Annotated in this window: 19 protein-coding genes; 14 read left to right on the top strand and 5 right to left on the bottom strand. The window is 36.8% G+C overall.

The window, feature by feature from the left end; all coding sequences use genetic code 11:
* Positions 1-9: 9 nt before the first annotated feature.
* Together ACE1MS_RS20615 and ACE1MS_RS20610 are read right to left on the bottom strand one after the other, a co-directional pair.
* The gene (locus tag ACE1MS_RS20615; protein ID WP_099805352.1) at positions 10-381 is read right to left on the bottom strand and encodes a DUF2500 domain-containing protein; all 372 of its coding nucleotides are present in this window, start codon (positions 379-381) and stop codon (positions 10-12) included.
* 35 nt (positions 382-416) lie between these two features.
* Entirely contained in the window at positions 417-944 is a 528-nt protein-coding gene (locus ACE1MS_RS20610; RefSeq protein WP_031416508.1) for a YceI family protein, read from the bottom strand.
* 357 nt (positions 945-1,301) lie between these two features.
* Here ACE1MS_RS20610 and ACE1MS_RS20605 point away from each other — a divergent pair, with 357 nt between their 5' ends.
* The 12 genes from ACE1MS_RS20605 to ACE1MS_RS20550 all read left to right on the top strand — a co-directional run bounded on the left by ACE1MS_RS20605 (position 1,302) and on the right by ACE1MS_RS20550 (position 12,956).
* The gene (locus tag ACE1MS_RS20605) at positions 1,302-1,607 is read left to right on the top strand and encodes a winged helix-turn-helix transcriptional regulator (protein ID WP_012295817.1); all 306 of its coding nucleotides are present in this window, start codon (positions 1,302-1,304) and stop codon (positions 1,605-1,607) included.
* 208 nt (positions 1,608-1,815) lie between these two features.
* Entirely contained in the window at positions 1,816-2,730 is a 915-nt protein-coding gene (gene murB / locus ACE1MS_RS20600) for a UDP-N-acetylmuramate dehydrogenase (protein ID WP_012295816.1), read from the top strand.
* Positions 2,731-2,784: 54 nt separating this feature from the next.
* Positions 2,785-3,540 carry an exodeoxyribonuclease III gene (locus ACE1MS_RS20595; protein ID WP_012295815.1) on the top strand — a complete coding sequence of 252 codons (756 nt, stop codon included), beginning with the start codon at positions 2,785-2,787 and terminating at the stop codon, positions 3,538-3,540.
* A 315-nt stretch (positions 3,541-3,855) separates the two neighbouring features.
* Positions 3,856-6,225 carry a penicillin acylase family protein gene (locus ACE1MS_RS20590; protein WP_012295814.1) on the top strand — a complete coding sequence of 790 codons (2,370 nt, stop codon included), beginning with the start codon at positions 3,856-3,858 and terminating at the stop codon, positions 6,223-6,225.
* A 144-nt stretch (positions 6,226-6,369) separates the two neighbouring features.
* Positions 6,370-6,741 (top strand): ArsR/SmtB family transcription factor, encoded by a 372-nt coding sequence (locus ACE1MS_RS20585; protein ID WP_008177117.1) that lies wholly within the window; start codon positions 6,370-6,372, stop codon positions 6,739-6,741.
* Complete coding sequence (locus tag ACE1MS_RS20580; RefSeq protein WP_036164794.1) at positions 6,722-8,845, top strand: heavy metal translocating P-type ATPase; 2,124 nt, start codon at positions 6,722-6,724, stop codon at positions 8,843-8,845. The genes ACE1MS_RS20585 and ACE1MS_RS20580 overlap by 20 nt, the downstream gene beginning before the upstream one ends.
* Positions 8,846-9,009: 164 nt before the next feature.
* The gene (locus ACE1MS_RS20575; protein ID WP_031416504.1) at positions 9,010-9,312 is read left to right on the top strand and encodes a late competence development ComFB family protein; all 303 of its coding nucleotides are present in this window, start codon (positions 9,010-9,012) and stop codon (positions 9,310-9,312) included.
* A 122-nt stretch (positions 9,313-9,434) separates the two neighbouring features.
* Positions 9,435-9,854 (top strand): transcriptional regulator MntR, encoded by a 420-nt coding sequence (gene mntR / locus ACE1MS_RS20570; RefSeq protein ID WP_008177112.1) that lies wholly within the window; start codon positions 9,435-9,437, stop codon positions 9,852-9,854.
* Positions 9,855-9,883: 29 nt separating this feature from the next.
* Complete coding sequence (locus ACE1MS_RS20565) at positions 9,884-10,741, top strand: CvfB family protein (RefSeq protein ID WP_012295811.1); 858 nt, start codon at positions 9,884-9,886, stop codon at positions 10,739-10,741.
* A 137-nt stretch (positions 10,742-10,878) separates the two neighbouring features.
* The gene (locus tag ACE1MS_RS20560) at positions 10,879-11,793 is read left to right on the top strand and encodes a DUF1002 domain-containing protein (RefSeq protein ID WP_012295810.1); all 915 of its coding nucleotides are present in this window, start codon (positions 10,879-10,881) and stop codon (positions 11,791-11,793) included.
* A gap of 132 nt (positions 11,794-11,925) precedes the next feature.
* Positions 11,926-12,207 carry a GNAT family N-acetyltransferase gene (locus ACE1MS_RS20555; RefSeq protein WP_012295809.1) on the top strand — a complete coding sequence of 94 codons (282 nt, stop codon included), beginning with the start codon at positions 11,926-11,928 and terminating at the stop codon, positions 12,205-12,207.
* Positions 12,208-12,647: 440 nt separating this feature from the next.
* Positions 12,648-12,956 (top strand): hypothetical protein, encoded by a 309-nt coding sequence (locus ACE1MS_RS20550; protein WP_008177106.1) that lies wholly within the window; start codon positions 12,648-12,650, stop codon positions 12,954-12,956.
* A gap of 17 nt (positions 12,957-12,973) precedes the next feature.
* On the opposite strand, the gene ACE1MS_RS20545 is transcribed toward ACE1MS_RS20550, so the two are convergent.
* The 3 genes from ACE1MS_RS20545 to ACE1MS_RS20535 form a co-directional block, all read right to left on the bottom strand.
* Complete coding sequence (locus ACE1MS_RS20545; protein WP_031416502.1) at positions 12,974-14,116, bottom strand: MFS transporter; 1,143 nt, start codon at positions 14,114-14,116, stop codon at positions 12,974-12,976.
* 121 nt (positions 14,117-14,237) lie between these two features.
* On the bottom strand, positions 14,238-15,758 hold the full coding sequence (locus tag ACE1MS_RS20540) for a succinate CoA transferase (RefSeq protein WP_031416501.1): 1,521 nt from the start codon (positions 15,756-15,758) through the stop codon (positions 14,238-14,240).
* Positions 15,759-16,107: 349 nt separating this feature from the next.
* Positions 16,108-16,758, bottom strand: a complete 651-nt coding sequence (locus ACE1MS_RS20535) for a LytTR family DNA-binding domain-containing protein (RefSeq protein WP_008177095.1) — start codon at positions 16,756-16,758, stop codon at positions 16,108-16,110.
* Between the two features lie 505 nt (positions 16,759-17,263).
* Between ACE1MS_RS20535 and ACE1MS_RS20530 the strand changes: the two genes are divergently transcribed.
* Positions 17,264-18,058, top strand: coding sequence for a helix-turn-helix transcriptional regulator (locus tag ACE1MS_RS20530; protein ID WP_031416499.1), 795 nt, complete (start codon positions 17,264-17,266; stop codon positions 18,056-18,058).
* A 167-nt stretch (positions 18,059-18,225) separates the two neighbouring features.
* Positions 18,226-18,984, top strand: a complete 759-nt coding sequence (gene yidC / locus ACE1MS_RS20525; protein ID WP_012295804.1) for a membrane protein insertase YidC — start codon at positions 18,226-18,228, stop codon at positions 18,982-18,984.
* Positions 18,985-18,998: the final 14 nt, after the last annotated feature.

Raw genomic sequence — 18,998 nt, 5'->3', positions numbered from 1 at the left:
GAGTGCGATTTAATCGCTACTCTCCCTTTTTTGTCTTTCAAATGTATGAAAGCGAGTGCCCTGATATGTTAAAAGGCCAGTGTCACCCTCAACTAGCTGTCCAAAATCGCGACCATTCACTTTTAATTCCTGACGCTCCCCATTTCGTTCTTCAAACGTGATGAAATAAGAAGTATATGCCGCAGAATGATTGGAACCTCCCCGAATATTCGTACGTTTTGTCACAACCTTAACGGGTCTAGTAAAGGTTTGTGATTGATTATTGGTAGACCAGGTGACAGTAGCTTTAATAAGGCTGAAAGCGATGCTACCAAAAACGATAAAAAAGACGATTGTAATAAAGCTCGATTCAAATGTAATCCCGTTATGAAACCATAGCATTTATAGTTCCCTCTTTCCTTAAGGTAAATCTATAACTAAAGGGGGCTTAACTCGACATCTACCACTATGTCAATCTCATCACTGATTAATACGCCGCCTGTTTCTAAAATCGTATTATAGACTAAATTAAAATCACGGCGATCAATTTGTGCCTTTGCCTGAAAGCCATATACTTCTTGTGCCCAAGGATTAACACCGTTTCCTGTATATACTGTTGTAAATACGATAGGCCTTGTTATATTTTTAATCGTTAAATCCCCATGTATTAAAAAATTATTATCATTTTGTTTATCAATATATGTAGAGGTAAAGACTATTTTTGGATAAACGTCTGCATCAAAAAAGTCTGGAGACACAAGGTGTATATCACGGTCATGATTTTTTGTGGAGACACTAGCCACTGCAATGGTAATAGAAATACTTGCATCCTGCATTTTCTCAATATTGACTGCAGCAATTTCAGCGTTGTACGATTCGAATGTACCGTGAATTTTAGATATCATCATATGTCGTACAGAAAAGCTAAGTGTGGAATGACTGACATCAATAGTGTATTTTTTCATATAAAAACCCCCTAAAACAGCATTCTACAACGAATAATAAAGTAAACAAATACCATATTCAATGTATTTTTCATAAATAGGAAAGGATAACCTTCCATAAAAGTGTAAACTGTGAACATTTACAATACGTAAATAAATAGTTAGTCACATTACTGATATCTATGGCATTTTATGATTAGGAGGACAGATGTTTTAACGATGGTAAGTTCCGCCGTGATTATGAAAAGACGAAAATTCAAAAGTTACTTTTTGTAATTAAGTATATAAAAGTGTATAAATTATGTTATGTAAATAAGTTACTCTAAATTTACATTTCCTTTAATAATCGTTACAATAGGTACATAGAGGTGAAGAAATATGAATGAGACAACTTTATGTCCTCGTTTAGCTAAAGCAATGGATTTAATTGGAAAACGATGGACGGGTTTAATATTATATCAATTATTAGATGGATCGCAGCGTTTTAATGAAATAGAGTCAGCATTACCTGTTAGTGGGCGTTTATTATCAGAACGCTTAAAGGAACTGGAAAAAGAAGGGCTTGTTGAACGTAAAGTGTATTCTGAGGTTCCAGTACGAGTTGAATATTCATTAACAGATAAAGGGCAAGCATTAGAAGGGGCTATCCGCAATATTGAAACATGGGCAAGTAGCTGGCTCTAAAATAAGTCCTTTGTCCTTTAGGTAATATTGTGCCAAAAACGACACTTGGAATGACTGTCAATTTTCTTTATAATATTCATCATCTCTGCACAAGACCTACCTGTCTTTTTATGTGAGATAAAAATACCCTTCATTTTACTTGTCAAATTGGGGTTCTAAATCCATACTGGTGTAGAGTAAGAAGGACGTTAGAAAGGAATTAGCTCTCATGACAAAACAACAATGGGCAAAGGATTTAGCGAAGAGCATTAGTCCTGCCAATATTAAGTTAGATGAATCTTTACAACAATATACAATGACAAAATTAGGTGGCAAAGCAGATGTTTTTGTTCTTCCTGATACAGAAGAAGAAGCAGCATTTGTAATTCGCTATGCATATATAAATAATATTCCTTTATTAATGTTAGGTAACGGATCTAATATGGTTGTTCGTGATGGTGGTCATAGAGGAATCGTTGTTACATTTTCAAATTTAGATGAAATTCGGATTAATGGTGAACATGTTTATGCCCAAAGTGGTGCGCTGATTAAAGATGTGTCAAAACTATCCGCAAAAGCAACCTTAACAGGCTTTGAATTTGCCTGCGGTATCCCTGGATCAATAGGCGGTGCAATGGCTATGAACGCAGGAGCTTATGGCGGTGAGATTAAAGATATTATTGTTTCATCTAAGGTGTTAACAAAAGAGGGAGAAGTTTTAACCTTGTCAAAGGAAGAGCTTGAACTTGGCTATCGTAAAAGCATTATTGCGAAGAAAGGCTATTATGTGTTATCCTCAGAGTTCCAATTAGCTACTGGCAAACAAGATGAAATTGATGCGAAGATTGCCGACTTAACATTTCAGCGAGAATCAAAGCAACCATTAGAATATCCATCTGCTGGAAGTGTTTTTAAACGTCCACCAGGTCATTTTGCAGGTAAGCTTATTCAAGATAGTGGCTTACAAGGCAAAGGGGTAGGCGGTGCAGAAGTCTCTACAAAGCATGCAGGTTTTATTGTCAATAAAGGCAATGCTACTGCTTCTGATTATATAGCAACTATTCAAATGGTACAGCGTATTGTGAAGGAAAAATTTGGTGTCGAATTAGAAACAGAAGTTAAAATTGTTGGTGATGATCTATAATGGGACGCTCTTCGCTTGAGTCGAAGGGCGTTTTTTTTAAGGAGTGAGGATAAGATGAAATTTATTTCATGGAATGTCAATGGGATTAGGGCTTGTCTGGGGAAAGGCTTTCTAGATTTCTTTCATCAAATAGAGGCAGATTTTTTTTGTATCCAAGAAACTAAATGTCAGGCTGGACAAGTGGAGCTTGCGCTAGATGGATATGAGCAATATTGGAACTATGCTCAAAAGAAAGGCTACTCTGGTACGGCTATATTTACAAAGCATACACCGTTGTCCGTTAAGTATGGAGTTGGAGATGAAGATTCTCAGGATGAGGGTAGGATTATTACTTTAGAATATGAAGATTTTTATTTAGTAAATGTTTATACACCCAATGCACAGCGTGATTTAGCGAGATTACCACTTCGCCTAACTTGGGAAGAGCATTTAGCGAGCTATTTACAAGACCTGAATAGCAAGAAGCCAGTTGTCTATTGCGGAGACCTAAATGTTGCACACACTGAAATAGATTTGAAAAATGCTAAATCGAATATAGGTAATTCAGGATTTACATATGAGGAGCGTGCAAAATTTTCGGAGCTTTTAGCAAGCGGTTTTGTAGATTCTTTCAGATACAAGCATCCAAATGAAACTGACCATTTTACATGGTGGTCCTATATGAATAAAGTACGTGAACGAAATATCGGTTGGCGCATCGACTACTTTATTGTTTCGGAGCAATTAAAAAACCAAATAAACCAAGCAACTATTCACCCGCACATCATGGGCAGCGATCATTGTCCCATTGAATTACAACTACATGTCTAGCATTTAAAATCGTATTTTCTATATGGAAATACGGTTTTTCTTTGTAAGAATAATAGAATTATAGTAGTTCATTCAAAAAAAGAGACTAATGAAAGGAAGCTAATATACAGATAGATATGTTTTTTAACAATGCTCTGTAGCCTAGGTATATCCAATTGTTTATACTAGTCTAATAGTGGGTGTTGACAGAAAATTGTATTTATAGAGTGAATTACTTACATGAAAAACAAATATCCACCTGCTATAATCTTTTGGACATTATTTTAAGGATTTTGAGAGGTAGTAAGGAATATAGTGCACAGAGGGGGTAATAAGGTGGAAAAGAGAAAGTTCAAATGGAGAAAGTGGCTCATCGTCATTGCAGGAATCGTAGCGACTTTAGCAATCGTAGCTTTTATCGGATTTACATGGTTTATGAATAAATCTAAGCCGATAATTGATGGTGAGTTAGCAGTCAATATTTTAGATCAGGATGTGAAGGTTACAAGGGATGACAAAGGGATTCCTCATATTTTTGCAAAGACAGATGCTGATTTGTATCGCGCGCAAGGTTATGTTCAAGCACAAGATCGATTGTTTCAAATGGATTTAGCAAGAAGACAGGCGAGTGGCCGATTATCAGAGATTATTGGAGAAGCGACGATAAATACGGACAAACATTTTCGTACTTTTAGCTTACGCAATGCCGCTGAGAAATCACTCGCGGCTTATGATGAGGAAAGCAAGCAAGTATTAAAGTGGTATGCAGAAGGGGTAAATGCATTTATTGAACAGGCTAAGGAAAATAAAACTTTAAGCTATGAATTTTCTTTATTGGGCTACGAGCCAGAGGAATGGTCCGTCGTGGATTCTTTAACGATTGGGAAGTATATGGCTTATGATCTGGGGGGGAATTGGAATACACTTGCCTTCCGACACTGGGCTTTACAAAATTTTGATGAAGATAAGGCGAAAGAATTATTTATTAAATATCCTGAGAATGCCTCATCTATTATTGAGGCAAATATTCAAAATCCTGTTGCGGTAGTAGGGCAATTTAATCCAAATCTATTGCCTAATGAATTTAATGGCAGTAATAACTGGGTTGTTTCTGGAGAGAAAACTAAATCTGGCACACCTATTTTGGCGGATGACCCTCACCTAGGTTTAAGTACTCCATCTATTTGGTATCAGATGCATCTGCAGTCCCCGCAACAAAATGTTAGTGGTGTCATTTTTGCAGGAATTCCAGGTATTATTTTAGGTCATAACGATGATATAGCATGGGGTGTAACAAATGTTGGCCCAGATGTGCAGGATTTATATATTGAAATACCAAATCCTAATAATTCCACACAATTCCGCTACGATGGGAAGTGGGAGCAGGCCGAGATACGTGATGAATCTATTAAAGTGAAGGAAGGAGAAACTGTAGACTTTGAAGTGGTTGTGACACGCCATGGTCCAATTATGACGGATCTGGCATTCAAAGATACCAAGCCAACTGCACAATTTTCAATGCAGTGGACAGCACTTCAGCCGACTGCAGAATTACGTGCAGTAATTGGTTTTAATAAAGCGAAATCCTGGGATGACTTTGAAAAAGCTTTAGAAGACTTTAAGGCCCCTGCGCAGAACTTCGTTTTTGCCTCGAAGGATGGCACAATTGCTTATAAAGCAAATGGTCAAATCCCTATTCGTAAGATAGGCGATGGTCAATTGCCAGTTCCAGGTGATTCTAGTGACTATGGTTGGGAGGGTTTTATTCCATGGGATGAGCTGCCAACAGTAGTGAATCCAAAGGAAGGCTTTATTGCGACCGCTAATAATCAAGTGGTAGGAGAGGAATATCCTTATCACATTACAGATTTCTGGGCTCAGCCTTACCGTTTTGAACGGATTAAAGAAGTACTTGAGGCGAATGATTCGATAACGGTTGAGGATATGATGAACTTGCAAATGGATCAACATAATCTCTATGCAAGGGAATTCCTTCCTAGTTTATTAACATCGATAAAAGCGCAAGATCAGGATGGTAAGTACGCAGAGGTTATCGCTATGCTAGAGGATTGGGATATGGTTGATGCTAAGGAATCAGGAGCACCACTCGTATTCCATACACTGATGACCAAATTACAGGAAGTATTGTTTAAAGATCAAATGCCTGTAGATATGTACAACATCATGCATGGGAAATTTAATATTACAGATCAGCTTTTACGGACGGCCTATGCAGGTGGTAAGAGTATTTGGATAGAGGAGCAAGGTGGGGTTGATGCAACCGTTTACAAGGCACTTGAGCTTACTATTACACAATTAGAAGATCAATTTGGTAAAAATGTTTCTAAGTGGACATGGGGCGATTTTCACCAGCTCACTTTTAATCATACTTTAGGAGGTGCTTCGCCAATTTTAGCTGCCTATTTTAATGCTAAAAAGGTGCCAATTGGTGGCTCCAAGGTGACGGTACAGGCTGCAGATAATGATCTTTCTGGTAATGTGGATCATGGTGCTTCTTGGCGTTTTGTTGTGGATGTGGGTGATTTAGGCTCAGCCTATCATATTGTTGGACCTGGTCAAAGTGGTCATATAAAGTCGGATTGGTACCAAGACCAAGTAATTGATTGGGCAAATGGTGATTATCATCAAACTTTTGTAAAACAGGAAGATATTAAAGGTAAAACATTAAATTTAAAAGCGCAGTAACAAAAAAGATTAGCGTACTTATAAAGTACGTTAATTTTTTTTACTAGGATATAAATCACAACATTCAAACATTCATTTGAATAAGATGGAATAATATGTTACATTGAATACAATCAAACGAATATTTGAATGAGGTGAAAGACTATGCCGAAAGAAATTTGTGAGGTGACGCAAGTACATGAAGAAGCTGTCACCAAGGTACAACAACAAATGCCTGATTTATCAGGGGTAGCAAAGTTTCTAAAAGCATTATCTGATGAAACAAGACTTAAAATTGCCTTTGCTTTAACGGTGGAGGATGAATTATGTGTTTGTGATGTAGCATCGATTATTGGCTCGTCAGTCGCAACAGCATCACATCATTTACGTTATTTAAAAGATAATAATTTAGCAAAGTCACACCGCAAAGGGAAGCAAATGTATTACTCTTTAGCGGATGAGCATGTATTTCAAATTGTAACAATTGCCTATGAACATGCGAAAGAGGGGATTGCGAATGGTAGCGACGCCAACTAAACAAGAATACAGATTGCAAAATCTTTCCTGTGCCAGCTGTGCTGCGAAGTTTGAGAAAAATGTAAAGGCCATACCAGAAGTGGAGGATGCACAAGTCAATTTCGGTGCTTCTAAAATAACAGTAGTCGGCAACATTAGTGTGAATCAAATTGAAGAAGCAGGTGCTTTTGATGGGATCAAGGTGTCCCAATCAGCAGTGAGAGCAGTTGAAAAATCTATACCTTTTTACCGTAAGAAAGAAAATATTTTGGCAGGGGTATCTTTGTTCTTTGTCATACTAGGATATTTATTTGTTTCTATTCAGGGAGAGACCAACCCAATCCCGATAGCCATGTTCATCATAGCGATTCTTGTAGGGGGAATGGGTATTTTTAAAACGGGCTTCCGTAATTTAGCTCGCTTTGAATTTGATATGAAGACCCTTATGACTATCGCTATTATTGGCGCTGCTATTATTGGGGAGTGGGAAGAGGCGGCAGTTGTAGTCTTTCTATTTGCTGTAAGTGAAGCACTTGAAGCCTATTCCATGGATAAGGCAAGACAATCTATACGAGGGTTGATGGATATCGCTCCACCAACAGCTATCATCAAAAGAGCACATGGTGAACATTTTCATGAGCTTGAACTGCGGACGGAAGACATTGAGATAGGAGATATTTTAATTGTAAAGCCTGGGCAAAAGATTGCGATGGATGGTATTGTCATTAGCGGGTTATCTGCAGTGAATCAAGCAGCTATAACAGGTGAGTCTATTCCGGTGAATAAAACAGTGAATGATGAAGTATTCGCAGGTACATTAAATGAAGAGGGCGCGCTTGAGGTTCGTGTGACAAAGCGAGTAGAAGACACAACAATTGCTAAGATTATTCATCTTGTAGAAGAGGCACAGGCAGAGAAAGCCCCTTCTCAGCAATTTGTTGATCGATTTGCCAAGTATTATACACCAGCTATTATAATTATTGCTTTTTTAGTAGCTATCCTTCCACCTTTATTTATGGGTGATTGGCAGCACTGGATTTACCAAGGTTTAGCGGTGTTAGTAGTAGGATGTCCTTGTGCGCTCGTTGTTTCTACACCTGTGGCTATTGTCACTGCGATTGGCAACGCAGCAAGACAGGGTGTCCTTATTAAGGGCGGTATTCATTTAGAACAATTAGGACATATTGAAGCGGTAGCCTTTGATAAAACAGGTACATTAACCGAAGGACAGCCAGCAGTCACAGATATAGTGACAATGGAAGGTTGGTCAGAGGACTATGTACTACAGCTTGTAGCTGCAGTAGAAAAACAATCTCAACACCCTTTGGCAAAAGCCATATTAAATAGATTACATGATAAGAATTTATCTGAGCTAGTGCCTACTGATTTCCAATCAGTCACAGGCAAAGGAGCCTTTGCAACGGTTGATCAGCAGATTATTTATGTAGGCAGCATGAAATGGGCTTCGACACTAGGTTCTATCGATAAAAATATAGAAAATCAGGTTAAAAAACTACAGGAACAGGGTAAGACAGTAGTAGCAGCAGTTTCGAAAAGCCAACTCATTGGATTAATTGGGATTGCTGATCAATTACGTCATGAAAGTAAGGATGTATTGCTAAAATTAAAAGCCCTAAAAGTAAAGCATATGGTGATGCTAACAGGTGATGCAGAGCCTACTGCCCAAGCCATTGCTACATCATTACAGGTAACAGATGTGCGTGCTGGTTTATTACCAGAGGAAAAATTAATGGCGATTAAAGATTTACGTGCACAGTTTGGAGCCGTAGCAATGGTTGGAGATGGTGTAAATGATGCGCCAGCATTGGCAACTGCAAATGTAGGAATTGCAATGGGGGGAGCAGGTACAGATGCAGCTCTTGAGACAGCGGATATTGCCTTAATGGGTGACGATTTAACAAAGCTCCCATACACCATTGGCTTAAGCAGAAAAACACTACGTATTATCAAAGAAAATATTATTTTTGCCCTAGCCTTAAAATTAATTGCGTTGCTGCTAGTTATCCCCGGATGGCTAACGTTATGGATTGCAATTTTTGCAGATATGGGCGCAACCTTATTAGTTGTTTTTAATTCATTAAGACTAATAAAAGCAAAAAAGTAGTAGGTAAGATGTGATTTGACAGGAAAAAGTAGGAGATTAATCTTACTTTGACACTACTAATTTTATGCGAATAGATGCTACTAGTGATTCTTGAAAAAGAACTTTTTAAAGGCTATTATAGTTTCAGGAGTAATGTAAGCATTCAATATAAATGAGGCGAAAGTTTGAATAAGTCAGATCCTATTTTAGTAAATGTTACAGAAGAGATTGTGCGTGGTTTAGTAAGCTTTTTACTACGAGGACCGGAATATCAAACATTTTGTAAATGCGAAACCTGTGAACTCGACACGGTGGCACTTACACTAAATGCATTGCCGAGTAAGTATGTTACATCAATGGAAGCTAGAGACGAGGCATTTAAGGAAATGAATACTCCTGAAAGTATTGAGCGCATTAACAAAGAGATTATTCACGCGTTACATGTGGTAAATAAGTATCCTCGACACAAAGTGGAGCCTACTTCTTAAATGAAGAGGCTCTTTTTAAGTTGTACAGGTAGTGATTTTCTGGCATATGTATTTTCAGTTAACTTTTAAGCCAAGCTTGTAGTAAACTAGAGAGTAAGAAAAGGAAAGAGAGGGAAAAAGATATGCCAACACCTAGTATGGAGGACCATATCGAACAAATTTATTTACTCATCGCTAACAAAGGATATGCGCGAGTGTCTGACATTGCTGAAGCATTATCTGTTCTTCCTTCTTCTGTTACAAAAATGGTTCAAAAATTAGATAAAGATGGTTATTTAGTTTATGAAAAATACCGTGGACTGACATTGACGCCGAAAGGTGAAAAGCTTGGTAAGCGTCTTGTGCAGCGTCATGAATTGCTCGAGCAGTTCTTACGAATGATTGGTGTGGATGAAGAGCGTATATATAATGATGTTGAAGGAATAGAGCATCATTTAAGTTGGAATTCAATCGATCGTATAGCAGATCTTGTGCAAGTAATGGAAGAGAATCCAGACATCGTGAAAAAATTAGAGGCATCAAAGACACAGCACAATCTATAAAATGATGGTGTGAGGGAAAGGGAGACAATATGGACGCATTAAAATCAGGTGAAGTCGTTACATTAACGGTATTAGAGCAACAAACATCCAAATGGATTTTAACAAATGGAGTTGAAGAACTACCTTTAAATGCTTCAGAGGTAACAGAGCCGCTAACAGTAGGTGATCGCCTTGAAGTATTTTTATTTGTAGATCGACGAGGAGACCTAGCCGCTACAACAGCTATTCCAGCTTTTACACAAGGGGAATATGGTTGGGCAAGAGTGCTAAAAGTAGTAGAACGTGAAGGGGCTTATGTAGATATTGGTTCCTCCCGTGAAGTATTAGTAAAAGCAGAGGATTTACCACCATTAAAAGAGGTGTGGCCGGTTCCAGGTGATCATTTATTTATGACACTACGAACAGACCGGAACGGTGATTTATTTGGGCGATTAGCAACGGAAGAGAAGATTTCTGAGCTATATGAAGGTGCATTTGAAGATTTGCATAATAAAAACATTCAGGCACGTCCATATCGTTTGTTACCAGTTGGCTCGTTTTTACTAGGTGTAGAACATCCATATCGTATTTTTGTACATGAATCAGAGCGCAGTGCGGAGCCACGCTTGGGACAAGATGTAGTAGTTCGAATTATTGATGTAAAAGAAGATGGCTCCATGAACGGTTCTCTTTTGCCACGAAAACATGAGCGTCTTTCCGATGATGCACAGCAAATTTTGAGCTATCTACAGGATGTTGGGGGCAAAATGCCATTTGGTGATAAGTCCTCTCCTGAAGAAATTCAAGAAATGTTTCATATGAGTAAGGGTGCCTTTAAACGTGCATTAGGAACATTGATGAAAGCTGGTAAAGTGAAGCAACAGGACGGCTGGACGGAAGAAGCCTAGTGGACGATTGATAAACCAAAGACAAGCGATAAGAGACATCCTTGAAACCTTCTCTTCTTTTTTACGTACTAATAACTGTATAGTGGTATACATTATACGGGCTAATTATGAGGTTTTATCGAAAGGGGTCACACGATTTGAAAAAAGCTTGGATTAAAATTCTAACAGCTACTATGTTAGTATTCGGTGTGATGGCACCAGCAACAGGGTTTGCAGCTGATAATACGCCTCCGAAAGCAATTGATGAAAAGTTAGGCGTACCAATCGTTGTATATGGGGCAAATTTATCTGAAGCTGAAAAAGAATCAGTAAAGAAATCATTAAAAGTAAGTGAAGAGCCTGAAATCGAAGAAATAACGGTATCAGGTCAGGATTTAGTTAAATACATTAAAGATAGTAATTCAAGTTCCCGCATGTATTCTTCTGCTAAAATTACGCGTAGAGATGCAGGGGACGGTCTAGTAATAGAAATTGTCACACCCACAAATATTACACAGGTGACATCTGAAATGTACGCGAATGCCATGTTAACGGCGGGGATTGAAGATGCCACAGTACAGGTGGCTGCACCTAAGGCGGTAACAGGGCATTCAGCGTTAGTAGGTATTTACAAGGCCTACGAGGTCACTACAGGTGAAACGCTTGATATTGAACGAACAGATGTAGCAAATGAAGAGTTATCAGTTGCAACATCTATTGCTGAATCTGCAGGTGTGGATGATGCAAAGGTTGCTGAATTACTAACCGAAATTAAAAAGCAAATTGCTGAAACAAAGCCAGCTACACGTGAAGACGTTGAAAAGATCGTTCAAGAACAATTAAACAAGCTGGAAATTAATTTAAGTGAAAAGGACCGTCAATTGCTCGTAGATTTGATGGATAAAATCAGTAAACTGGATATTGATTTTAGTAAATGGTCTGAACAGTTAAACGATATTAGTAATACGATTCAGGAGAAGTTTGGCTCTCTCATGGAGGATAAAGGATTCTGGGAAAGTGTGAAAACCTTCTTTGCTAATCTAAAAGATACTATATCTTCTTGGTTTAACTAACAATGAAAAATAAAAGAATCTGTCATACTCATTTACTAGAATGAGTGGACAGATTCTTTTTATTTAGAAGAGTCGCAAGCTTTGTGAAAATACAAAAAGCTATGGTACTATGAATAAAAGGAGTGGTGAGAAATGGAATTCCAATTACAGCAATTAGCAGGAAATAAATTTGCATTTTTGAATGAGCAAGCAGGGGAAAGGCTTGCCGAAATTACTTGGCAGCAAAATGGGCAAGTAATGGTAATGGATCACACATATGTATCAGATAAGCTCCGCGGTCAAGGGGTGGCCAAACAATTGCTTGATCAGGCAGCCCAATATGCACGTCAACACGACTACAAGATGGAAGCTGTTTGTTCCTATGTAGTAGCTGCCTTTGCCAAATCAGATGCATATAATGATGTAAAACGATAAAATAAAGGCAATCTGCTTATAGGTAAGCGGATTGCCTTTTAATTACTAAAGTAAATCATTTAAGCAGCTCCTTACAAAAGAATGACACCATAAATTAGTATGGTTAAAAGGCCTGCCCCACCTACTAATGAAGCCATGTCTACCCAATCGTACGCTAAATCGAATTCCTTCATTATAATCACGCTCCTATTTTAAGTATTAATTCATTAATTCCCATTACTTGCTTTTTGTAATCATAAATAATTATATAATTATGATAAATGTCGAAAATTATACTGAATTTTAATAGAAGAATGATAAGTACGGCGGATATTAAGCAAGTATACTTCTTATTTATATATATATGCAGATAGAGATAAAAAAATAAATGTTTATTCTTCTAAGAATAGGGAAAAACTATAGTACAGAGCTAGTTTCTATATTTTTAGGAGGTAATAAATATGGCTAAACGAAAAGGAACAGGTGTTGTCATTGCAGGATTAGCGGGATTAGCAGCATCTTATTTAAGTAAAAAAGAGAACCGTGATAAAGCACTATCGATGTTTAATAATATGAAATCAAGATTAGAATCTTATCTGACAACAGGGCCGGATATGCATGACAATATTGCAGAACGCGTATCAACAGAGGTGGCAACAGAGGCTGGTACTTCTCCAACGAAGATTGCCTCAAATGAGATGGTAGCTGAAGGTGGAGGACATACTGGTGTCCACTTCTATAATGAGGAAATTCAAGACAAGGAAAAATAACCAAAAAACCTTCTCATCTATGTATGAGAAGGTCTTTTGTGTGGGAGTAGGATTGCTATTGCAAATATTAATAATATAATTCCCGTAAAGATAAAGCCGCTAATCACTCCAAGTGATAGCCATCCTAACAAGGAAGACCCTATTACTACACCAAGAGAGAAAAATGCATAGAAATAACCATATGCTTTTCCTCGTATTTCAGCGGTTGTGGAATCTATTAAGAGTGAATTTATGGAAGGGAAAAGGAATCCAAACCCTACTCCATAACATGCCATTGCTAAGTAAAGTAAAGAGCTAGAATCCGCTTGGCTAATTAATAATTGGCTTAATCCCATTAATCCAATACCAAGTGACAATGTTTTTAGGGGATTTACTTTATCAAAAATACGATTAGTTGGTAATAGAAAAACGAGTACAGCGATAATACCAAATGTGCTCATCAATGTGCCACTTAAACGGGAGTCAAAGCCTAAAGATTGGACTTTGAGCGGTAGAAGATAGGCGATTACACCTTGTGAAAACATTAAGAAGAAGGCTCCTGAAAATGCCTTTAATGTTCCTGGATTATTAAAGAATACACTTATCGGAATATATGTACTTGGTGCCGATTTCTCTTTTTTTACTTGATTTGCTCTTAGTAAAAAGAAAGAAAGGATCCCTAATATAAGCATAAAGCTTGCAGTGATGTTAAAAACGAATGGGACACTTGTTCGGCTTGCTAGAATGCCACTAAAAGCAGGGCCAATAATGGCAGCAATACCAACAAATGCGCCAGATATAGCACTGCCCTTACCTCTTTTTTCGTGTTCGGTAGCGTTTGCTAGAAAGGTAAAGGCGGCAGGTACAATGAAGCCTGCAACAAGTCCATGAATAAATCGGACTCCTAAAAGCGCAATAGGCTCCTCTATTAAGTTATAAAGTGTTAACGATAAACCTGTTGTTAAGAGACCAACAATGAGTATGATAAAAGGTCCTTTGCGATCCGTTAAAAAGCCTGAAATGATATTACCAAATGTATTGGATAACGAATACATACCTACTGCAAGGCCTGTAAGGAATGCTGATGCTCCTAAAGACTCTGCATATGTACTCATAACAGGTAGCTGGGTAAATAGGTCGAAAAAAGAAAAGAAAATAATGACATAAATAAATTTTTTCATAGCTCCTCCCATGAATTAGAACAAATTAGTAAGTTAGTTGCATATATTCCTATTATAACATTTCCAATAAAAAAGAACGCCCAATAAGTTTTCGCTTAGTAGGCGTCCTGAAAATTGAAGATTAAGCTTTTGAAACTTCTTTTTTCATTGTTTTGTTTTTAGCAAGGTTTACATGCCAAGAAAGTGCTTCCTCTAAAAGGTGAGGTGTTTGATGGCTACCAGTTGCTTCGACAGCACGGTTGTAGTAATCCCATAATTGCTCTTTATAATCTGGGTGTGCACAGTTTTCAATAATTAAAGGTACACGTTCTTTTGGTGCAAGACCACGTAAGTCAGCGATACCTTGTTCTGTTACGATAACATCTACATCATGCTCAGTATGGTCAACGTGAGATACCATTGGTACGATAGAAGAAATTGCTCCACCTTTTGCGTATGATTTTGTAACAAAAATACCAAGGCGTGCGTTACGAGCGAAGTCTCCTGAACCACCGATACCGTTCATCATACGAGTACCAGAGACATGCGTTGAGTTTACGTTACCATAGATATCTAACTCAAGAGCTGTGTTGATTGAGATTAGACCCAAACGACGGATAAGCTCAGGGTGGTTAGAAATTTCTTGTGGACGTAAGCAAATTTTATCAGCATATTTTTCTAAATTGCCATATACTTTTTGCTGTAATTCTTCAGTTAGTGTAATTGAAGTGGCAGCGGCAAATTTAACTTTACCTGCATCGATTAAGTTAAATACTGCATCTTGAAGTACTTCTGATGCCACGATTAAATCTTCAAATTCTGAATCTGCAAAGCCATCAAGTACAGCGTTTGCAACAGAACCAACACCAGATTGTAATGGCATTAATTGTTTTGTTAAACGACCTGCTTTAATTTCATCGCTGAAGAAGTCTAATAAAATGTTTGCCATAGTTTGTGTTTCTTCATCTGGAGGTACGATTAATGAAGGAGCATCTGGCTCTTCAGAAATAACAATTGCTTTAATTTTAGCTGGATCCACTTTAATACCGATATCACCAATGCGTTGCATAGCGTCTGTCATTGGAATAGCTTCACGCTTACCTTGTTCACCAGGTACATAAATATCATGGATGCCGATTAAGGCTTCTGGGTGTGAAATGTTTAACTCGATAATAATATTTTCTGCATATTCTGCAAAGATAGGTGAGTTACCTACAGAGTTTGTTGGAATAATTAATCCATCTTCAGTAATAGCAACCGCTTCAAGAATTAAATACTTGATTGGTCCGATAATTCCTTGGCGCACTAGCTCAGCATTATGAGAAAGGTGAGCATCTACATATAAAACATCCCCAGAGTTAATTAAATTACGGATACCAGCGTCTCCTTGGAATGGTCCACGTTTACGAATGGCACCAGCTTCTGCTAAGTACTTATCCACTTCTGGTCCTAATGATGCACCTGTATATACATCAATTTTGAATTCTTCATTTTTAGCTCGCTCAACTAAAGCCATTGGCACAACTTTTGCGTCCCCAGCACGAGTAAAACCACTCATCCCAACTACATCACCGTTAGAAATAAGTGCTGCTGCTTCTTCAGCAGTGACAATTTTACTCTCAAGTTCTTTTAAACCTAGGCGTTTTTGAACATTTGCATCCATAAAAAAATCCTCCCCTAAATAATTTTGATGGAAACCGATTACAAAACTAGAAAAAACATTTGAGAATTTTCTGTTTATTCAGTTGTAGTATGACTCCAACCATTTGAATAATACTATCACCAAATTGTCACAATTACTTTATGAATAGCATTAAATTGAGTAAAAAAAGGAAAATCGAGCATTAAGATGATTTTTCGACAGAGAAAACGTTTTATTGTAGAGCTGTATAAATATAGGTGATTTACACATTAAAACTATGCGAAAATTGTTAATAGGGGACAAAAGGAGGTTTCATAGGCATCAAAAAATACAGCGAACAATCCACATACATTGCTCGCTGTACTTATAATTAGAAACCTAAAGAACGACGGAAGTAGCTTGCATAGCGTTGGCTAACAGGGATACGAGTACCATCTTTCATAATTAATAAAAACGTTGAGTGAGAATCTGGTTGAATTTCATCGATGTAGTCAATGTTAACGATGTAAGAGCGGTGACAACGAATAAATGAATCAGGTGCTAAAAATAGCTCTAGATCACTTAGGTTTAAACGGTGATAACCTTCACGAGACATTGTTTTAACAAATGTTTTACGGAGCTGTGTTTCTAAATAAATTACTTGATCGTGCTTAATTGGGTACCAGCAGTCATCGATTTTAATTGTAATGTAGTTTGTTAAGAATGCTGATGGTTTTTGCGGGAAGATAGCAGTAATAGCTCCTTTAGTTTCGCCTTCCTCCATTAAAGGAATACTCATACCGTAATAGGCTACACCGAAAACATCAGGTTCGATGTAAGAGCTAATTTTTTGACCATAGCTTAGGGCTTTGTGAGCCGCTGAACCTTCTTTAATAGGATCGCCTGGTTTAATCTTTAAATCAACTTTTTTACTTGGCTGGTAATACAAATACTCATTGGTATCAGAGATAGCAATGGAAGTATTCTCTGGGAAGAATTCCTTAATGATCTCCATAATTTCTTCTATTTGTTTTGGTTCCACTTTAAACACCTCGTCTAAACTTTTAAAAATAGTATTATCATCTATTTTACTACATAATCGTATAAATTATATAGAGAAGATTTAGGAATAAAATAGAAAAATGTCGATTGACTCATTATAATGGTGTAATTTGTCTTGTATAATTTGTAAATAAATTTATATAATGACTAATTTATTTTGATAGGTATATGGTAAAATTTAATTGTTAGGATTAAGTTTACAAGGTTTCTACTATGTCTATGTGATAAATTAGAACTAGAGTAGCAATTAAAATGTGGTTGAAAGGAAATCGCAGAATATGGTAAAATTCACTGTATAGTCTATTTTCTTGTGTTCTGGTGTTTAAGTTAGGTTATTTATAAGGTTGTTTTTTTGAAAAAATGTGAAATAGGACTCAGTTCTTAAGATAAATTAATAAATACTATTTTCTTATTTTTATTCAATTGGGATTGATGTCAAATATTGTAATGCAGTTCGTGCACTCTGAGGAAAGATGGGGAAGATTATGCAACTACATCAACATTCTATGTCAGAAACGATTTCCAAAAGATACTTCCAAGAAATCGATAATATAAATCAATATATCGGCGTCGAAGAATTTTTTAATATTGAGTCGAAATTAATTTTTGAAATTTACCATTTAGAATCCGCCAAAGCGAAGAAATCTTTACATGAGTTAATTGATATTCTTTCAATCCGTTTTGGTAAACAGGTCATTAAAATTGTTCGAGGTTATTTTTCTGTTTTGTCTTCGATTGTTGCTCGAAAATTGCTAGACAATCAAGTACCTTCGAAAAAGGCATTTGCTTTCAATATTGCTTGTAATGACATGATTGAAAACCAAATGAAAGACGCAGAATTTTTGCAATTTGCCGATGATTTAATTGATTTCTTTGTTTATTTTATTGCAGATCGCAAACAACCGACTTTCCGACATCAAACTGTCAACAAGGTGATCATGTTTATAAATGATGAATTGGAGAATGATTTAACCGTGGAAAGTATAGCTAACAACTTCCATATAAGTACTAGTCATTTATCGCGTATTTTTAGAGAACATGTAGGTATTACACTAGTTGAATACTTAAATGTTCGACGTGTAGAAGAGTCGCAATATTATTTACGACATACAAACAAAAGTATTACATCTATATCTGATCAATTCCATTTCTGTAACCAAAGTTATTTTACACGAATCTTCAAAAAATATACGGGTGTTACGCCAAAGCATTTTAGAGATGAACTTCATCATGAATTTTATCGATTTGAAATGGCTGAGACAGAATTACAAAATGCATAGCTTTGAATAAAAAAATAAGAGGTGCGGAGATGTTTAGTCATATTGCTAAAGCTCGCACCTTTTTTTTATGAAAATAACAAACATAAATAGTAGCACTTGCTATTTGATAAAGACAGACCCTATAAGGTATACTTCACAGTAGTTGATAAATTATAGTAGGTGGAAAAATGAAAAATTTGAAACTATTTTCAATGCTTGGGCTAGCTGTTTTTGTTCTTAGTGGCTGTCAAGCAGTGCAAAACAAAGAAGGTATTTTCTATAGTATTTTTGTAAAACCTATGGAATTTTTACTGGAATTTTTCGGGAACGATATCTTTGCAGGTAGTTATGGTTTAGCAATCATTGCGATTACCGTACTCATCCGTTTAGTCTTAATGCCGATTATGTTGAAAAATTATCGTCAACAACAATTGATGAAAACAAAAATGGATGCGTTTAAGCCTGAGATGGAAGCAGTTCAGAAAAAAATGAAAGAAGCTAAGACAAAAGAAGAGCAAACGCAATATCAACAAGAAATGATGGCTCTCTATCAAAAGCATGGCATTAATCCATTAAATATGGGATGCTTACCAATGTTAATCCAAATGCCAATTATTATGGGTCTTTATTTCTCGATTTTATATTCAACAGATGTGAAGTCACATGAATTTTTATGGTTTAGCTTAGGGTCACCTGATATCGTCATGACGATTGTAGCGGGTGTTGTATATCTCGTTCAGGCACGAGTATCATTATGGACTGTACCTGAGCAGCAAAAAGCCCAAATGAAAATGTTTATTTATATTTCACCAATTATGATTGTCTTTATTTCAATGTCATCAATGGCAGCATTACCTTTATATTGGTCAGTCAGTGGTGCGTTGTTAATTCTTCAAACATATATTGGCCGTAAATATTATTCGCAACATCCAGAAAAAGCAAAATAATTCATTCATGTCGA

The organism is Lysinibacillus sp. fkY74-1 (assembly GCF_053165895.1).
Note: the sequence above shows the minus strand (reverse complement) of the source record. Positions and strands in the feature narration are given on the sequence as shown.